The organism is Rheinheimera pacifica (assembly GCF_900108485.1).
GTDB classification, from domain to species: domain Bacteria; phylum Pseudomonadota; class Gammaproteobacteria; order Enterobacterales; family Alteromonadaceae; genus Alishewanella; species Alishewanella pacifica.
Genome location: NZ_FNXF01000001.1, coordinates 374,837 through 390,300, shown reverse-complemented (window position 1 = coordinate 390,300; position 15,464 = coordinate 374,837). Strand labels below are relative to the sequence as shown.

15 protein-coding genes are annotated in these 15,464 nt (G+C 51.0%); 9 read left to right on the top strand and 6 right to left on the bottom strand.

The window, feature by feature from the left end:
* Window positions 1-141: 141 nt before the first annotated feature.
* The 9 genes from BLW68_RS01725 to suhB all read left to right on the top strand — a co-directional run bounded on the left by BLW68_RS01725 (window position 142) and on the right by suhB (window position 9,509).
* Entirely contained in the window at window positions 142-885 is a 744-nt protein-coding gene (locus BLW68_RS01725; protein ID WP_092789518.1) for a ferredoxin--NADP reductase, read from the top strand.
* 327 nt (window positions 886-1,212) lie between these two features.
* Complete coding sequence (locus BLW68_RS01720) at window positions 1,213-4,119, top strand: monovalent cation/H+ antiporter subunit A (RefSeq protein ID WP_092789516.1); 2,907 nt, start codon at window positions 1,213-1,215, stop codon at window positions 4,117-4,119.
* Entirely contained in the window at window positions 4,119-4,469 is a 351-nt protein-coding gene (locus BLW68_RS01715; protein WP_092789514.1) for a Na+/H+ antiporter subunit C, read from the top strand. Before BLW68_RS01720 ends, BLW68_RS01715 begins: the two co-directional genes overlap by 1 nt.
* On the top strand, window positions 4,466-6,076 hold the full coding sequence (locus BLW68_RS01710; RefSeq protein WP_092789511.1) for a monovalent cation/H+ antiporter subunit D: 1,611 nt from the start codon (window positions 4,466-4,468) through the stop codon (window positions 6,074-6,076). The genes BLW68_RS01715 and BLW68_RS01710 overlap by 4 nt, the downstream gene beginning before the upstream one ends.
* On the top strand, window positions 6,073-6,618 hold the full coding sequence (locus BLW68_RS01705) for a Na+/H+ antiporter subunit E (RefSeq protein ID WP_218141276.1): 546 nt from the start codon (window positions 6,073-6,075) through the stop codon (window positions 6,616-6,618). The genes BLW68_RS01710 and BLW68_RS01705 overlap by 4 nt, the downstream gene beginning before the upstream one ends.
* A complete protein-coding gene (locus BLW68_RS01700; protein ID WP_092789509.1) occupies window positions 6,615-6,893 on the top strand; it encodes a K+/H+ antiporter subunit F in 279 nt (92 codons plus the stop codon). The genes BLW68_RS01705 and BLW68_RS01700 overlap by 4 nt, the downstream gene beginning before the upstream one ends.
* A complete protein-coding gene (gene mnhG / locus BLW68_RS01695) occupies window positions 6,890-7,324 on the top strand; it encodes a monovalent cation/H(+) antiporter subunit G (protein ID WP_218141275.1) in 435 nt (144 codons plus the stop codon). The genes BLW68_RS01700 and mnhG overlap by 4 nt, the downstream gene beginning before the upstream one ends.
* Complete coding sequence (locus tag BLW68_RS01690) at window positions 7,305-8,576, top strand: mechanosensitive ion channel family protein (protein WP_092789505.1); 1,272 nt, start codon at window positions 7,305-7,307, stop codon at window positions 8,574-8,576. The genes mnhG and BLW68_RS01690 overlap by 20 nt, the downstream gene beginning before the upstream one ends.
* A 129-nt stretch (window positions 8,577-8,705) precedes the next feature.
* Complete coding sequence (gene suhB / locus BLW68_RS01685) at window positions 8,706-9,509, top strand: inositol-1-monophosphatase (protein ID WP_068231051.1); 804 nt, start codon at window positions 8,706-8,708, stop codon at window positions 9,507-9,509.
* 142 nt (window positions 9,510-9,651) lie between these two features.
* Here suhB and BLW68_RS01680 read toward each other — a convergent pair whose 3' ends face one another.
* From BLW68_RS01680 to tgt, 6 genes are all read right to left on the bottom strand, one after another.
* Window positions 9,652-10,518 carry a TraB/GumN family protein gene (locus tag BLW68_RS01680; protein ID WP_092789503.1) on the bottom strand — a complete coding sequence of 289 codons (867 nt, stop codon included), beginning with the start codon at window positions 10,516-10,518 and terminating at the stop codon, window positions 9,652-9,654.
* Between the two features lie 3 nt (window positions 10,519-10,521).
* Window positions 10,522-10,905, bottom strand: a complete 384-nt coding sequence (locus tag BLW68_RS01675; protein WP_092789501.1) for a rhodanese-like domain-containing protein — start codon at window positions 10,903-10,905, stop codon at window positions 10,522-10,524.
* 125 nt (window positions 10,906-11,030) lie between these two features.
* Window positions 11,031-11,978 (bottom strand): protein translocase subunit SecF, encoded by a 948-nt coding sequence (gene secF / locus BLW68_RS01670; protein WP_092789499.1) that lies wholly within the window; start codon window positions 11,976-11,978, stop codon window positions 11,031-11,033.
* Between the two features lie 10 nt (window positions 11,979-11,988).
* On the bottom strand, window positions 11,989-13,842 hold the full coding sequence (gene secD / locus BLW68_RS01665; RefSeq protein ID WP_092789497.1) for a protein translocase subunit SecD: 1,854 nt from the start codon (window positions 13,840-13,842) through the stop codon (window positions 11,989-11,991).
* Between the two features lie 21 nt (window positions 13,843-13,863).
* Entirely contained in the window at window positions 13,864-14,202 is a 339-nt protein-coding gene (gene yajC, locus BLW68_RS01660) for a preprotein translocase subunit YajC (protein ID WP_068228223.1), read from the bottom strand.
* Window positions 14,203-14,221: 19 nt separating this feature from the next.
* Window positions 14,222-15,364 (bottom strand): tRNA guanosine(34) transglycosylase Tgt, encoded by a 1,143-nt coding sequence (tgt, locus tag BLW68_RS01655; RefSeq protein ID WP_092789495.1) that lies wholly within the window; start codon window positions 15,362-15,364, stop codon window positions 14,222-14,224.
* Between the last annotated feature and the right edge of the window lie 100 nt (window positions 15,365-15,464).

Genomic DNA, 15,464 nt, shown 5'->3' with positions numbered 1-15,464 from the left:
TTGGCAATAACATAGCATGCAGCGCAGCATTAGTTTAGCGGTTTTGCATACACCAACAGCGTGCCGGCAAACAAAAAGTTATTTGAGTAACCCCCTGTTGTTAGCTAGGCTAAGGCAGGGCTGAATTTAAGGAAACTAATTATGGCGCAATGGCTTAGCGGCACGGTAACAGCGAATCATCACTGGCACGCCAACCTGTTCAGCATTAAGGTGCAAACTCCGCCGTTTAACTTTATTGCCGGCCAGTTTGTCCGGCTGGCCATCGATACCCCGGATGGCCGGGTGCAGCGAGCTTACTCGCTGGTCAACAGCCCAGGCAGCAGCGAAGCAGAATTTTTAGTCAGCACTGTGGCCGACGGCCTGCTGTCGCCGCTGTTACAGCAACTGAAAATGGGCGACAAACTGGATGTCAGCCAGCCGGCATCGGGCTTTTTTATTCTGGACGAAGTGCCGGACGGCGATAACCTGTGGTTGATTTCCAGCGGCACCGGCATCGGACCCTATTTATCGATGCTGGGCACTCATACGCTGTGGCAGCGTTTTAAGCATATCGTGCTGGTACATACTGTGCGCACCATCGCCGATTTAGCGTATCGCGATTACATTCAGCACTGGCAGCACCAGTACCCAAACCAGTTGCATTATCAACCTGTGGTAACCCGCGAGGCAATGGCAGGCGCGTTAGATAAACGCCTGCCACAGCTGATACAAACGGGTGAATTACAGCGCTCATGCAAGCAAGCGTTGAATGAACGCTCGCAGGTTATGTTGTGTGGCAACCCGCAAATGATTACCGATACTAAAGATCTGTTACAAAGCATGGGCCTGAAGAAAAACCTGCGCCGCGATCCGGGTAATATTACCGTTGAACAATACTGGAAATAACCCCCTCACTGGCCCCCACCTACTGCAGGCCACGCTTCCCAAGCCGCCTATTGGAGTGGCCTTCAATAACCTGCAATAAATTAAATAACCACACCGCTGTAATAAACAGCTTGTGCTATCCTGCGTCTGGTTGACCCATCAGACAGCGCTGAATATAATCGCTGCGGCATGACTAATAAAAACAACAACTTTATGCAATTTACCCTGACAAAACCCGGCTAAATAACAACACCTTCTGCTATCTCCCGATCCTATGGCTGTTGTACCGGACTCATTACTCAGCCTCATACGCCCTGCACCCCGGCGTATTATTGATTTCGGAGAACTATGACGCTACTTCTGCTGCTTCTGTTGCCTTTTTCCGGTTGTGTTATTGCGGCCTGCATGCCTGCGTATGCGCGTAACCGTGAAGCCTGGTTTGCTGCGTTTATTGCGTTATGCGGCTTGCTATTAACACTTAGCCTGTACCCGGAAGTTAGTAGCGGTATTGTTATCAAACATCAGCTGGCCTGGTTGCCCATGTTCGACCTTAACCTGGTATTACGCATGGACGGCCTGGCCTGGCTGTTCTCGGTGCTTATTCAGGGTATTTGTCTGCTGGTGGTGCTGTATGCCCGCTACTATATGTCGCCCAAAGATCCGGTACCGCGCTTTTTCGCCTTTTTGCTGGCCTTTATGGGCGCGATGCAAGGTGTGGTGATTTCCGGCAATCTGATCCAGCTGGTGATGTTTTGGGAGCTCACCAGCCTGACCTCGTTTTTACTGATTGGTTATTGGCACCACCGTGCCGATGCCCGCCGCGGCGCGCGGATGGCCTTTACCGTAACCTCGATTGGCGGCCTGTGTTTACTGGCCGGTGTGTTGTTACTGGGCTATATTGCCGGCAGCTATGATTTAGATGCTGTGCTGGCTTCTGCCGATATTATTCGCGCCCATCAGGCTTATTTACCGGCGCTGGTACTGATTGCACTGGGTGCCCTGACCAAAAGCGCGCAATTCCCGTTTCATTTCTGGTTACCGCATGCGATGGCCGCACCGACACCGGTATCAGCTTACCTGCACTCGGCAACAATGGTAAAAGCCGGTATTTTTCTGTTAATGCGGTTATGGCCGGTACTGGCCGGTACGCCGGAATGGACCTGGATCATCGGCACCGCCGGTGTCTGTACTATGCTGATTGGCGCCTATCTGGCTATTTTTCAGCATGATTTAAAAGGCTTGCTGGCTTACTCTACTATCAGCCATTTAGGCCTGATTACCTGCCTGCTTGGCATAGGTACGCCGCTGGCAATGGTAGCCGCTATTTTTCACACCCTTAACCACGCCATTTTTAAAGCCTCGCTGTTTATGGCTGTGGGTATTATCGACCACGAATCCGGCACCCGTGACATGCGAAAATTATCCGGGTTATCGCGCTTAATGCCCTACACGGCTACGCTGGCGATTGTTGCCAGCGCCGCGATGGCGGGCGTACCGCTATTAAACGGCTTTTTATCAAAAGAAATGTTTTTTGCCGAGGCACTGCAGGTGGGGCCCAGTTCTAACTGGTGGATGTCTGCTGCTGCGGTGCTAATGGGTGTTTTTGGTGTCGCTTATTCTATGCGTTTTATCAGCGTGTTTTTTGGCGCCAAAGCAACGGCTTTACCCAAACAGCCGCACGAGCCACCGCGCTGGATGCGGTTTCCGGTTGAGTTGTTAGTATTGTGCTGCCTGATTGTCGGCGTGGCACCACAGCTGAGCATTGGTGTACCGTTGCAAACCGCTGCCGCCTCAGTGCTGGGCGAGCGCCTGCCCGATTACAACCTGGCCATATGGCATGGCATAAATGCGCCGCTTGTGATGAGCGTGCTGGCTTTTGCTTTGGGCATACTGCTGTTTAAGGTGCTGAAATACCGGTTTAACTTGCTGCAAAGTGCGCATATTCCAGTGTTGTATCGTTTTAACGGCAAGCAAGCTTACGAAAGCAGTATGTTAATACTGGCGTCATCGGCAGCAAGACTGGAGCGGCTGTTTAGCAGCCGGCGGCTACAGCCGCAGCTGTTGTTGCTGGTGCTGGCCGGGTTATTTGCCTCGGCGCTGATGCTGCAGGCCATGCCGGATTTTACCCACGCCTGGTCTGTTGAAAATTTTAATCTGCCTTTCGCACTGCTTTGGCTGATAGGTTGTACCTGCGCGGTTTGTGCCGCCTGGCAGGCTAAGTACCACCGGCTGGCAGCCTTAATGCTGGTGGGCGGCACCGGCATTGTTACCAGCCTGACATTTTTATGGCTGTCAGCCCCTGATTTAGCCCTGACCCAATTAATGGTAGAAACCGTGACCACGGTACTGCTGTTGCTGGGCCTGCGCTGGTTGCCATCAAGGATTTCAGCCCGCAAAATGAACCTGGTGGCCAGCAGCCGTGACAAATTGCGCCGCAGCCGCGATCTGGTTATTGCCATTATTGCCGGTAGTGTAATGTTTGTGATCAGCTACTTTGTGCTATTACACCCGGCTAACTTTACCATTAGTAACTTCTTTCTCGACAACGCCGTACCCGGTGGCGGTGGCACCAACGTGGTGAATGTACTGCTGGTTGATTTTCGCAACTTCGACACCCTGGGTGAAATTACCGTGCTAAGCATAGTGGCACTTACCGTGTATGCGCTGCTGCGGCGGTTTCGCCCGGCGCCAGAGAGCATCGGCATACCAGCGCAGCAAGCGAATCAGGTCGACCCGGCCAGCCGGCAAACACCGGCAGAGCAAGCCAACAGCGGCTATTTGCTGATCCCCGGTATTTACCTGCGGCTGTTACTGCCGGTAATTGGCATCAGCGCAGCTTATTTCTTTATGCGCGGCCATAACTTACCCGGCGGCGGTTTTATTGCCGGTTTGGTTTTCGCTGTCGGGATGATTATTCAGTATATGTTGGCCGGTACAGTGTGGATTGAATCACGCCTTAAGCTTAACCCGCATCGCTGGATTGCGGTGGGTATTGGCCTGGCCTGTTTTACCGGTTTGGGTTCGCTGGCATTTGGTTATCCGTTTCTTACCACCCATACCGCGCATTTAACCTTGCCGCTGCTGAGTGAAATACATCTGCCCAGTGCCTTTATTTTTGATCTGGGTGTGTTTGCCGTCGTGGTCGGCACCACCATGCTGATCCTGATAGCGCTGGCGCACCAGTCTGTGCGTAGCCACCGTGTGCCGGGCGCACCGGTAGAAAACAACGCCACAACCAGCAGGGAGATCCGTTAATGGAGTTAACCATTGCTTTATCTATCGGCGTGCTGTTTGGCTCTGGCATCTGGCTTATTCTGCGCCCGCGCAGCTTTCAGGTGATTACCGGCCTATTGCTGCTGTCTTATGCGGTTAACCTGTTTATTTTTATTACCGGCCGCTTGTCGGTAAATAAACCACCTTTAATTGTACAGGGCGAGCTGATAGACCCTTCGCAGTATGCCGACCCGTTACCGCAGGCTCTGGTGCTTACCGCTATTGTTATTGGCTTTGCCACTACCGCACTTTATCTGGTGGTGTTGCTGGGCTCCCGCGGGCTTACCGGCACCGACCACGTTGATGGCAAAGAACGGGACTCAGCAGAATGATGTATCTGAACCCGCATTTAATGATGCTGCCAATACTATTGCCGCTGCTGGCCGGTGCAGTGATGGTATTTATTAATGAACGCCATCACCGGCTGAAGTTTTTAATTAACCTGTTTAGCACCGCTGTGATGCTGTTAACAGCAATCCAGTTGCTGATGCAGGCCGAGAGCGGCCTGTGGCCTGCCGACATGGCAGTATATCTGGCTGCTAACTGGTCTGCCCCTTTTGGTATAGTGCTGGTGGCAGATCGGCTGGCTGCCGTTATGCTACTGCTAACCGCCACCCTAGGTACGGCTACGCTGGTATTTTCTTACAGCCGCTGGTCTAAAACCGGTGTGCACTTTCATACCTTGTTCCAGCTACTGTTAATGGGCATTAACGGTGCGATTTTAACGGCTGACTTATTTAACCTGTTTGTCTTTTTTGAAGTAATGCTGGCCGCATCATACGGCTTGCTGCTGCATGGTTATAATATCAGCCGTATTCGGGCCGGTATGCAGTATATTGTGGTGAACCTGGTTGCCTCACTGTTTTTCCTGATTGGGATTGCACTGGTATATGCTGCCACCGGCACCCTGAACTTTGCTGATCTGGCATTAAAAATTGCCACGCTGGACAGCACAGACCGTTTTATTCTGCAAACCGGTGCTGCCATTCTGGCGGTGGCATTTTTAACCAAAAGTGCTATGTGGCCGCTGGGTTTCTGGTTACCTGTTACTTATTCAGCCGCCTGTGCCCCGATTGCTGCCATGTTGGTACTACTAACCAAAGTGGGGGTATACGTTATTTTACGGCTGTGGTGGCTACTGTTTTCAGAACATGCCGGAGCTTCAGCCGGTTTTGGCGGTTCGGTTTTGCTGTGTGGTGGTTTGTTAACGCTGGCATTTGGCGCTATCGGTTTACTGGCCAGCCAGGAACCACGCCGCATCGCCAGTTTTAGCGCAGTAATTTCGTCAGGCACCTTGCTGGCACTTATTGGCTATGGTGACGCTGCGCTGCTTAGCTCAGCGCTGTTTTATCTGATCAGCTCCACACTGGCGGTGGCCGCCTTTATTATGCTGACTGAACTGACAGATCGCATTTACACCCCGGCAGCCAGTGTGCTGGCACTGAGTATGGAGGCCTTTGCCGTAGAAGAAGATACCCAGCAAAGCGCCGGTGTGGTGATACCGGCGGCGATGGCATTTCTTGGCCTGGCTTTTGCGGCCTGCGCGTTAATTATGGCTGGCTTACCGCCGTTATCGGGCTTTGTTGCCAAATTCAGTATCTTACATGGCTTACTGGACAGCAGTGCTGTACATGCCCCTTTGTGGATACGCTGGCTTATGCTGGCTTTGCTGCTGGTAGCGGGCCTTAGCGCCATTATTGCGCTGATGCGCTTTGGCGTGCGTACGTTCTGGACCTTATACAACAGCGTACCGCTGCGGCTGCACCCGACAGAAGCTCTGCCAATACTGGCAATACTGCTGCTGGGTGTCAGCATGGTATTTATTGCGGGCCCCCTGTTTAACCTGCTGGACCGTGTCAGCACCGATTTACAACAAACACCGGCTTATATCGAACGGGTGTTACAACATCCGGTTGTTACAACCCAGGAGGGACTATGACTCACAGGCTTATGACTCACAGGCTTATGACCCGCAGGCTTATAACCCGCTGGCTGCCCTCGCCGTTATTATCACTGGCCCTGCTGCTGTTATGGTTAATGCTGAATCAGACACTGGAACCGGCCCACCTGTTACTTGGCAGTGCTCTGGCTATTGCCGCGCCGTTACTGACCGCACCTCTGCAGCCATTTAAAGCACACATAGGCAAACCAGCGGCCATATTGCGCTTATTTAGCTGGGCTTTGCTGGAAATTATCCGCTCTTGCTTTAATGTCAGCCGGATTATTTTGTTTCGCAAAGCTGATAACCTTAATTCGCAGTTTATTAAAGTGCCGCTGGATTTAAGCGACCCAACCGGCCTGGCAGTGTTATCCTGCCTGATTAACTGCACCCCCGGTACGGTATGGGTAGAAATTCTGCAGGACACCCATGAATTGTCGCTGCATGTGTTTGATTTGCACGACGAAAACTGGTGGATAGACACTATTAAACAACGCTATGAAAGTCCGCTGATGGCTATTTTTGCCCGGGAGGCATCATGAAACTGCTAGTGGAAATCGCGCTGTATTTTTCCCAGTTCTGTATCGTGCTGGCCATGTTGCTGTGTATGCTGCGCCTGCTAAAAGGCCCCACGGCACAGGACCGGGTGCTGGCGCTGGATACACTGTGGATCTGCGCCATGTTGTTTGCGCTGTTGCTGGGTATCAGTTTTGCCAGCCTGGTGTATTTTGAATGGGCCATGCTGATAGCACTAACCGGCTTTGTGTCATCTGTAGCACTGGCAAAATTTCTGATGCGTGGCGAGATTATCGAATGATGAATATTCCCGAGGATATTTCACCCTGGTTAGCCATACCGGTAGTCCTGCTGCTGATAGGCGGCAGCCTTATTACGCTGATAGGTACCTTAGGCTTGCTGCGCTTACCACATTTTTATCAGCGCATTCACGGCCCCGCCATTAGCATCACCTTTGGTGCCGGCAGTTTTTTGCTGGCGTCCATGTTGTATTTCACGGTACTGCAACAACGGCTTGTTATTCATGAACTATTGATCACCGCTTTTGTCATGTTAACTGCACCGGTAACGGCGATGTTGTTAATGCGTACGGCAGTATACCGCGACTTGCGTAACGGCAGGCAAAGCCCCGACTTAAAACCCCCAACGCCGCCGGCCAGCGGGCATGCAACAACTGCTGGGGCCAACAGCCCCGGCCTGATGGAGGAAACGCGTGACAGAAACCCTGAATAATATCTCAGCATGGTTTGAACAATACCCGCAGTGGCAACTTGGCATTTCACTTTGCATTATTCTGTTGTTGTCCTGGCTGGGTAATTTTATTGTTAAACGGATCCTGATTGGCGGCATTATCCGCGCGCTTAAAAGTACCAGCCTTAATTCACATCATCTGGTAAAAGACTTCCGCTTTATTTCCCGGCTGGCCAATATAGTACCGGCACTGATTATTTCTATCGGCATTAAGCTGGTACCTCATGTACCAGAGGGGCTGGTAACGGTAGTTGTTAACGTTTGCAATGCCTTTGTTATTCTGACCATAGCACTGGCCATCGCCAGTATTCTGCATCTGGTGAATACCGTATACGAGCAACGGCCGGATGCCAGAACCAAGCCGATAAAAGGCTACATTCAGGTGATGACCATTGCCTTATATGCCGTTGCGCTGGTGCTGATTATTGCTGCGTTATTTGACCGCTCACCGCTACTGCTGCTGTCGGGCCTGGGCGCTATGGCCGCGGTGCTGATGCTGGTATTTCAGGACACTATTTTGTCACTGGTGGCCAGTGTGCAAATTTCGTCTAACGACGTTTTGCGCGTAGGTGACTGGGTTGAAATGCCGCAGTTAAATGCCGATGGCGATGTTATCGACATTGCGCTGCATACGGTAAAAATTCAGAACTGGGATAAAACCATCACTACTATTCCTACCCGCCGCTTTATGACCGATCCGTTTAAAAACTGGCGCGGTATGCAGGAATCTGGCGGCAGGCGTATTAAACGCAGCATTATGCTGGATCAGCAAAGCGTGCATTTTCTCGATAAAGAACAAATTAGCCGGCTGGGGCGGTTTCGCTTATTACAGGATTACTTACCGGCCAAACAACAGGAAATTGACGACTGGAACCAGCAACTGGCCGAGCAGGGTAAAGAACCGGTTAACACCCGCCGTATCACCAACCTGGGCTCATTCCGGGCCTATGTTTTACATTATCTGAAAAACCACGCCGGCATTCATCAGCGCATGACCATCATGGTACGGCAGTTATCGCCGGGTGCTGACGGCCTGCCGCTGGAGCTTTACTGTTTTACCAATACTACAGACTGGCTGGCCTACGAAGGCATTCAGTCAGATATCTTTGACCATTTGCTGTCAATTCTGCCGGAGTTTGGCTTACGGGTATATCAACACCCCAGTGGTATGGATGTGCGGGCGCTGGTGAGAACACTGAACCCGGTACAAAGCCCCGGCGAGAGTTCAGAGTAGTTCTGAGCAGACTGTAGCAAGTTAACCGCAGCCGCGGTTTTACCTTTACTTTTTTCTGTTAGCCGTTACAATGTGCGCCGCTCTTTTGACCGAAATTTACACAGCTCTTTTCAAAATAAGGTAATTACTATGCATCCGATGTTAAACATCGCGGTTCGCGCTGCCCGTAGCGCGGGTAACGTGATCGCTCGTGCCTGTGGCCAGCTTGATATGGTTCAGAAAGTACAAAAAGGCACTAACGACTTTGTTACCAATGTCGACAGAGAAGCTGAACAAGCCATTGTTCAGGTGTTACAAAAATCGTTCCCGACCCACGGTATTGTCGGTGAAGAGCATGGTGATTACGGCAACAACGACAGTGAGTTTCAATGGATCATTGACCCACTGGACGGCACCACCAACTTTATTAAAGGCATTCCGCACTTTGCGGTGTCTATCGCATTAAAACATCAGGGTAAATTAGACCAGGCAGTGATCTTTGATCCACTGCGCGGTGAGCTATTTACCGCATCCCGTGGCCGTGGCGCTCAGTTAAACGGTACCCGTATTCGTGTTGCTAACCTGGCCGATATGCAGGGCACTATTCTGGCTACCGGTTTTCCGTTTAAAAACAAAACGCATATGCCTGCGCATGGCGCCATGCTGGCGTCATTGTTGACAGACGCTGCCGATATCCGCCGTACTGGCTCTGCCGCGCTGGATTTAGCTTATGTTGCCGCTGGCCGGTTTGATGGTTTCTTTGAAATTGGCTTAAAGCCGTGGGACATCGCTGCAGGTGAGTTAATTGTGCGCGAAGCCGGTGGCCTGGTGTGTGATTTTGTCGGTGGCAATAACCAGCTACGCAGTGGCAACGTGGTAGCGGCCAGCCCGAAAGTACTGGCAGCTATGCTAAAAGGTATTCGTCCACACCTGACAGAGTCGCTGTCTCGTTAAGCTTGGTAACATCAGCGTAATTTGCCGCAGAGAACCTGCTTACCCTAAGCTAACCGTTGAAGGCATGGATGCCTGAGTCGAGCCCCCATGGATGGGTTCACGGCGTGTTAGCGTGGGTAATCAGGTTCCTTGCCAGCCAGAACTACAACTGCGTAATGCTGTAGCCCTGTTCACGCAGTAACTGCAATACATTGGCCTCACCCGCAAGATGCAATGCCCCTACTAATACCAGCTCTACCTCCGGCGTGGCCAGCATTTGCTCCAGCTGCGGCAGCCAGTTTTTATTGCGCTGCACTAATAATGCATCATAAAACAGCTTACCTTCGGGCGTATCGGTAAAGGCCATTGCCAGTGCAGCCATAGTGTCGGTATCGCCACTGCGCCAGGCTGCGATAATTTTCGTTAATTCAGCTTCAAGCTCAGATAATTGCTGCAGGTTTTGCGTGACAAACGCATCTTCGTTTTCTGCCGAGATATTCAGCAACATCGCCAGTTGCTGCTCTACTGTTTCCAGAAACAGCATCGGTTTATTGTCGGTTACCGCCTGCTTAAGAAAATGCATATCTACCCCTTCGCCTGCCATACCGGCTTTTTGCAGGGCAACCTGCATTAATGTCAGTAGTACAAAGTCGGGTTTAAAGTTGTTTAACGGTGCTAAATCAACGCCCTGGGTTTTAGCGTACTGCTGTAATTGCTGATAGGTAGTAGCAGACAACACCTGTGATAAACTGCGGCCGTCGCTGTACATGGCGTGTTGCATCAGCAATTGCATGCCCTTAGCGGTTTCAAGCTCGCGCACGTCGGTTTCAAATACCAGCGTATCAGCCTGGCTGTAAGCCTGGCTAAATTCCTGCGGCAGCGGAAACTGCTCGGGTGGCAACAAATGCACCGTACCGGCAATATATAAGCGCTGTTCGCCCTTGGTTACCTGCCATACCGACGTATCAGCCTGTACCGTCGAAACACACAGCAGCAGTGCCGCAGATAAACCTGTTAGTAGTTTTTTCATCAGTTAACCTTTATTGGCAGTTGGCACTTCAAGCGGTAATTTACGTTCGCACCAGTCACGAAAACCGCCCGCTAAACTAAACACATTCTGGTAACCCATCTGCTGCAACGTTTGCGCTGATAACGCTGAGCGAAAACCGCCACCGCAGTACAACACCAGCTTTTGCTTTTTGTCCGGCACCGTTTGCTCAATATCACGCTCGATAATGCCTTTGCCCAGGTGCATTGCTTCTGGCAGATGGCCTTGCGCCCATTCGTGATCTTCACGGATATCCAGCAGCACATAAGGCTGATTATGCTCAAGCAGCTCGGTAATAGTAATTTCTTTAATCTGGGCTTTGGCCTGTTCTACCAGTGCCAGAAACGCCGGCGCATGTTGTTTACTCATAGTACGGTTATCCTTAATTTGGTGGCGTTAAAAACAAAAATGCCGGTCAGTGACCGGCATTTTTAGCATGTTTAACGCTACTATTACAGTGAAACAGTTACAGCAAAGCAGTTACACTAAAGCGACTACAGTAAGGCGTCGGTATTTTCACCTTCTTTTTCTACCGGTGGTGGCGGCAGCATATCTTCACGGCTGATGCCGAGAATTTCTGCAATTGAACTGGCCACATAGACAGAAGAATAAGTACCGATGGCAATACCAAACAATAATGCTGTAGCAAAACCGTGTATTAGTGCGCCGCCCATATAAAACAGCACCACTAAAACCAGCACTGTGGTTAACGACGTAATTACCGTACGGTTTAATGTAGAGGTAATAGCATCATTAATGGTGTCGTCAACGCTGGTGTCACGTAATTTACGGAAACTTTCGCGGATACGGTCAAACACCACTATGGTATCGTTAATCGAGTAACCTATCAGCGCCAGTATCGCGGCCAGCACCGTTAAATCAAATTCCAGCTGCAATACTGAAAACAGGCCCATGGTTAAAATGACGTCATGCGCCAGTGATGCCACAGCACCCACCGACAAACGCCACTCAAAGCGCATGGTGACATAAAGCAAAATACCAATCAGCGCCACCAGCATCGCCAGGCCGCCGTCTTCTTTTAGCTCGGCACCTACGCTTGGCCCGACAAACTCAACCCGGCGCATTGTTACCGGCTCGGCTTGCTGGGCATTAAGCGCTTTAATCACGCTGTCGCCCACGGCTGCCTGCTCTACATCAGTGCGTAGCGGAATACGGATCAGCACATCACGGCTGGTGCCGAATAACTGCACTACCGCATCACCATAGCCTGCTTCGGTCAGGGTTTGCCTTACTGCCGTTAAATCAGCCGGGTTAGCAAAGCCCACTTCAATCACAGTACCGCCGGTAAAATCCAGCCCCCAATTAATACCTTTAGTCGCAATAGAAAAAAACGAGCCCAGAATTAACAAGGTCGACAACACTATCGCCGGCCATTTTAACCGCATAAAGTTAAGCGGCTGGGTAAAGGAAAATATTCTCATGCCGTACTCCTTATATCGGTAATGACTGCACGCGGCGGCCACCCCAGAATAAATTCACTAATAAGCGAGTACCTACTACCGCCGTAAAGATCGACGTCAGAATACCTATCGCCAGCGTTACCGCAAAGCCTTTTACCGGCCCGGTGCCTATACCGAACAGGATCAGTGCTACTAACAAAGTAGTGATGTTAGAATCGGCAATGGTAGCAAAAGCACGGTCATAGCCATGGTGAATAGCTTGCTGCACCGAACGTCCTTCCAGCAACTCTTCGCGGATGCGCTCAAATATAAGCACGTTGGCATCTACCGCCATACCTACTGTAAGCACGATACCGGCCATACCAGGTAAGGTTAGTGTAGCGCCCGGGATCATAGACATAATGCCGACAATCAGTACCAGGTTGGCTATCAGTGCACAGTTAGCTACCAGGCCAAAGGCTTTATAGTAAATAACCATAAAAATCAGCACGCATACCATGCCCCACTGAATAGCCGTGACACCCAACTCAATGTTTTCTTTACCTAAACTTGGGCCTATGGTGCGCTCTTCAATGATTTGGATCGGCGCAATTAAAGCGCCGGCCCGCAGTAGCGTAGACAGGTTTTGCGCTTCACCCGGTGATGAAATACCGGTAATGCGGAAATCCCGGCCTAAACGGGCCTGAATAGTGGCGTCGTTAATCACTTCCTGCTGTTTAATCAGTACCGGGTTGCCATCTTCACCAATTTCGGTGCCGGGCTTGTACTCAATAAACACTGACGCCATACGCCTGCCAATGGCATCGCGCGTAGCGGCAGATAGCATATTGCCGCCTTTGGCATCCAGCTTAATGCTAACCTGCGGCCGGCTGTATTCGTCAAACGCAGAGCTGGCGCCGGTAATATGTTCACCGGTAAGCATAATGCGCTTTTCCAGCAACAGCGGGCGGCCATCACGGGTGTAATACAGTTCTGAATTAGGCGGTACCCGGCCTTCCAGCGCAGCAGACAAATCGCCTTGCTCATCGACCAGACGAAACTCCAATGATGCCGTAGCACCCAGAATTTCTTTCGCCGAAGCGGTGTCTTGCACCCCAGGCAACTGTACGACAATGCGATCAGAGCCCTGGCGCTGCACTAATGGCTCGGCCACACCAATTTCGTTTACCCGGTTACGGATAATAGTGATGTTTTGCTCCAGCGCATATTCGCGGATTTCTCTTAAACGGATTTCGCTGATGCTAACCAATAAGGTCAGATTGTCGCTGCCGGTACTGAACACCAGTTCACGATCGCGCTTTCTCAGCGCCGCTTCAGCTGCCGTAACATCTTCAGGGCTGCGAAGACTTATCTGCACCTGGCCACGGCCAATATCAGCCTGGACATTGCGGTAGCGGATTTTATCTTCGCGTAAGTCGGCGCGGAAGGTTTGCACCATATCGTTCAGGTTTTTATCCAGCGCGGCTTTCATGTCCACTGCCATCAGGAAGTGCACACCACCACGCAGGTCCAGGCCTAAATTCATTGGTGTAGCACCAATAGCGCTTAACCAGTCGGGCGTGGCTGGCGCCAGATTAAGCGCCGTAACAAAGTTAGTACCCAGTTGCTGGTTGGCAATTTCGCGGGCCTGCAGCTGATCTTCGGTGCTGTTAAAGCGGGCCAGAATTTGCCCCTCTTCCAGCACCACCGATTTAGCAACAATATTGGCCGCACGGAAGCTTTGCTCCAGTTGCAAGCGGGTTTCTTCTGCCACGGTACCACCGCGGGTGGCGCTGATGTTCAGCGCCGGATCTTCCGGATATAAGTTTGGCAAAGCATATATCAGCGCCAGCAGCAGCATGCCGATAACGACGATATAGCGCCAAAGTGGGTTTTGATTTAACACCTGTTTATCCTTTCTTCGGGCTTACAGTGATTTCAGTGTGCCTTTTGGCAGTACAGCACTGATCGCTGCTTTTTGTACCGTTACTTCCGTGGTGTCGTTCAGCGCAATTACCACAAAGTCTTTATCTTCAGCAATTTTGCTGATGCGGCCAATCAGGCCACCCTGGGTTAATACTTCATCGCCTTTACCTAAGGCTGCCATCAGGTTACGGTGTTCTTTCACGCGTTTGGCCTGTGGGCGGTAGATCAGAAAATAAAAAATCAGACCAAATGCCACCAGCATAATAATAAGGTCCCAACCGCCGCCCTGAGCTGGCTGGCTGGCTACGTCGGCGTATGCATTGCTGATAAATAAACTCATAAGTGTCCCCTAATTGTGATTAATGTTGTTCTGTATTGGTATCAATTGCTTGCAGCGCCGGAACCGGCAAACCGCGCTTAGTGTAAAACTGTTCAACAAACTGCTCCAAGTTACCAGCGGCTATAGCTGTGCGCAATCCTTGCATCAGCTTTTGGTAATGATGCAGGTTGTGCATGGTATTAAGCCGGGCGCCCTGAATTTCGTTGCACCGGTCCAGATGGTGTAAATAGGCACGGGAATAGTTTTTACAAGTGTAACAGTCACATTCTGCATCCAGCGGGCCAATATCATCTTTGTATTTGGCATTGCGGATTTTTACCACACCGGTGCTGACAAACAGATGACCATTACGCGCATTACGGGTTGGCATGACGCAATCAAACATATCGATACCACGGCGTACTGCTTCAACGATGTCTTCCGGCTTACCCACACCCATTAAATAGCGAGGTTTGTGTGCCGGCATTTTGTCGGTGGTGTGGTTTAAAATGCGGATCATGTCGGCTTTGGGCTCACCTACCGACAAACCGCCAATGGCATAACCATCAAAGCCAATATCTTCCAGACCATTAAGCGATACATCACGCAAGTTCGGATACATGCCGCCCTGAATAATACCAAATAATGCAGCGGGGTTATCGCCATGCGCATCTTTACTGCGTTTGGCCCAGCGCAATGACATTTCCATCGACTTTTTCGCTTCCTGCTCGGTGGCCGGATACGGCGTACATTCGTCGAAAATCATCACGATATCTGAGCCTAAATCGCGCTGTACTTCCATTGAGCGTTCCGGCGTTAACATAATGCGTTCGCCATTTAACGGTGAGCGGAATTTAACGCCTTCTTCAGTAATTTTACGCAGCTCACCGAGGCTAAATACCTGAAAACCGCCGGAGTCGGTCAAAATAGGCTTATGCCAGTGCATAAAATCGTGCAGATCACCGTGCTTTTTGATGATCTCAGTGCCAGGGCGCAGCATTAAGTGAAAAGTGTTGCCAAGGCAGATTTGCGCGCCGGTAGCGTCAAGCTCTTCCGGTGTCATGCCTTTTACCGTGCCGTAAGTACCCACCGGCATAAAGGCCGGCGTTTCTACTACACCACGCTCAAAGATCAGCCGGCCACGGCGGGCCTTACCATCTGTGGTATCTAATTCAAATTTCATTACTATCCTCATACGCCGGAAAAACAGTCCGGCTTTTTTGCGCCGCCGATTATAGCAGCTTAAGTGACAGAAGCTAAGCTGAACCCGCCTGATGATGATT

What these genes read in the sequence shown, in the direction of transcription:
- BLW68_RS01725 (WP_092789518.1), top strand. Translation starts at nt 142, where the DNA reads ATGGCGCAATGGCTTAGCGGCACGGTAACAGCGAATCATCACTGGCAC.
- BLW68_RS01720 (WP_092789516.1), top strand. Translation starts at nt 1,213, where the DNA reads ATGACGCTACTTCTGCTGCTTCTGTTGCCTTTTTCCGGTTGTGTTATT.
- BLW68_RS01715 (WP_092789514.1), top strand. Translation starts at nt 4,119, where the DNA reads ATGGAGTTAACCATTGCTTTATCTATCGGCGTGCTGTTTGGCTCTGGC.
- BLW68_RS01710 (WP_092789511.1), top strand. Translation starts at nt 4,466, where the DNA reads ATGATGTATCTGAACCCGCATTTAATGATGCTGCCAATACTATTGCCG.
- BLW68_RS01705 (WP_218141276.1), top strand. Translation starts at nt 6,073, where the DNA reads ATGACTCACAGGCTTATGACTCACAGGCTTATGACCCGCAGGCTTATA.
- BLW68_RS01700 (WP_092789509.1), top strand. Translation starts at nt 6,615, where the DNA reads ATGAAACTGCTAGTGGAAATCGCGCTGTATTTTTCCCAGTTCTGTATC.
- mnhG (WP_218141275.1), top strand. Translation starts at nt 6,890, where the DNA reads ATGATGAATATTCCCGAGGATATTTCACCCTGGTTAGCCATACCGGTA.
- suhB (WP_068231051.1), top strand. Translation starts at nt 8,706, where the DNA reads ATGCATCCGATGTTAAACATCGCGGTTCGCGCTGCCCGTAGCGCGGGT.
- BLW68_RS01680 (WP_092789503.1), bottom strand. Translation starts at nt 10,518, where the DNA reads ATGAAAAAACTACTAACAGGTTTATCTGCGGCACTGCTGCTGTGTGTT.
- BLW68_RS01675 (WP_092789501.1), bottom strand. Translation starts at nt 10,905, where the DNA reads ATGAGTAAACAACATGCGCCGGCGTTTCTGGCACTGGTAGAACAGGCC.
- secF (WP_092789499.1), bottom strand. Translation starts at nt 11,978, where the DNA reads ATGAGAATATTTTCCTTTACCCAGCCGCTTAACTTTATGCGGTTAAAA.
- yajC (WP_068228223.1), bottom strand. Translation starts at nt 14,202, where the DNA reads ATGAGTTTATTTATCAGCAATGCATACGCCGACGTAGCCAGCCAGCCA.
- tgt (WP_092789495.1), bottom strand. Translation starts at nt 15,364, where the DNA reads ATGAAATTTGAATTAGATACCACAGATGGTAAGGCCCGCCGTGGCCGG.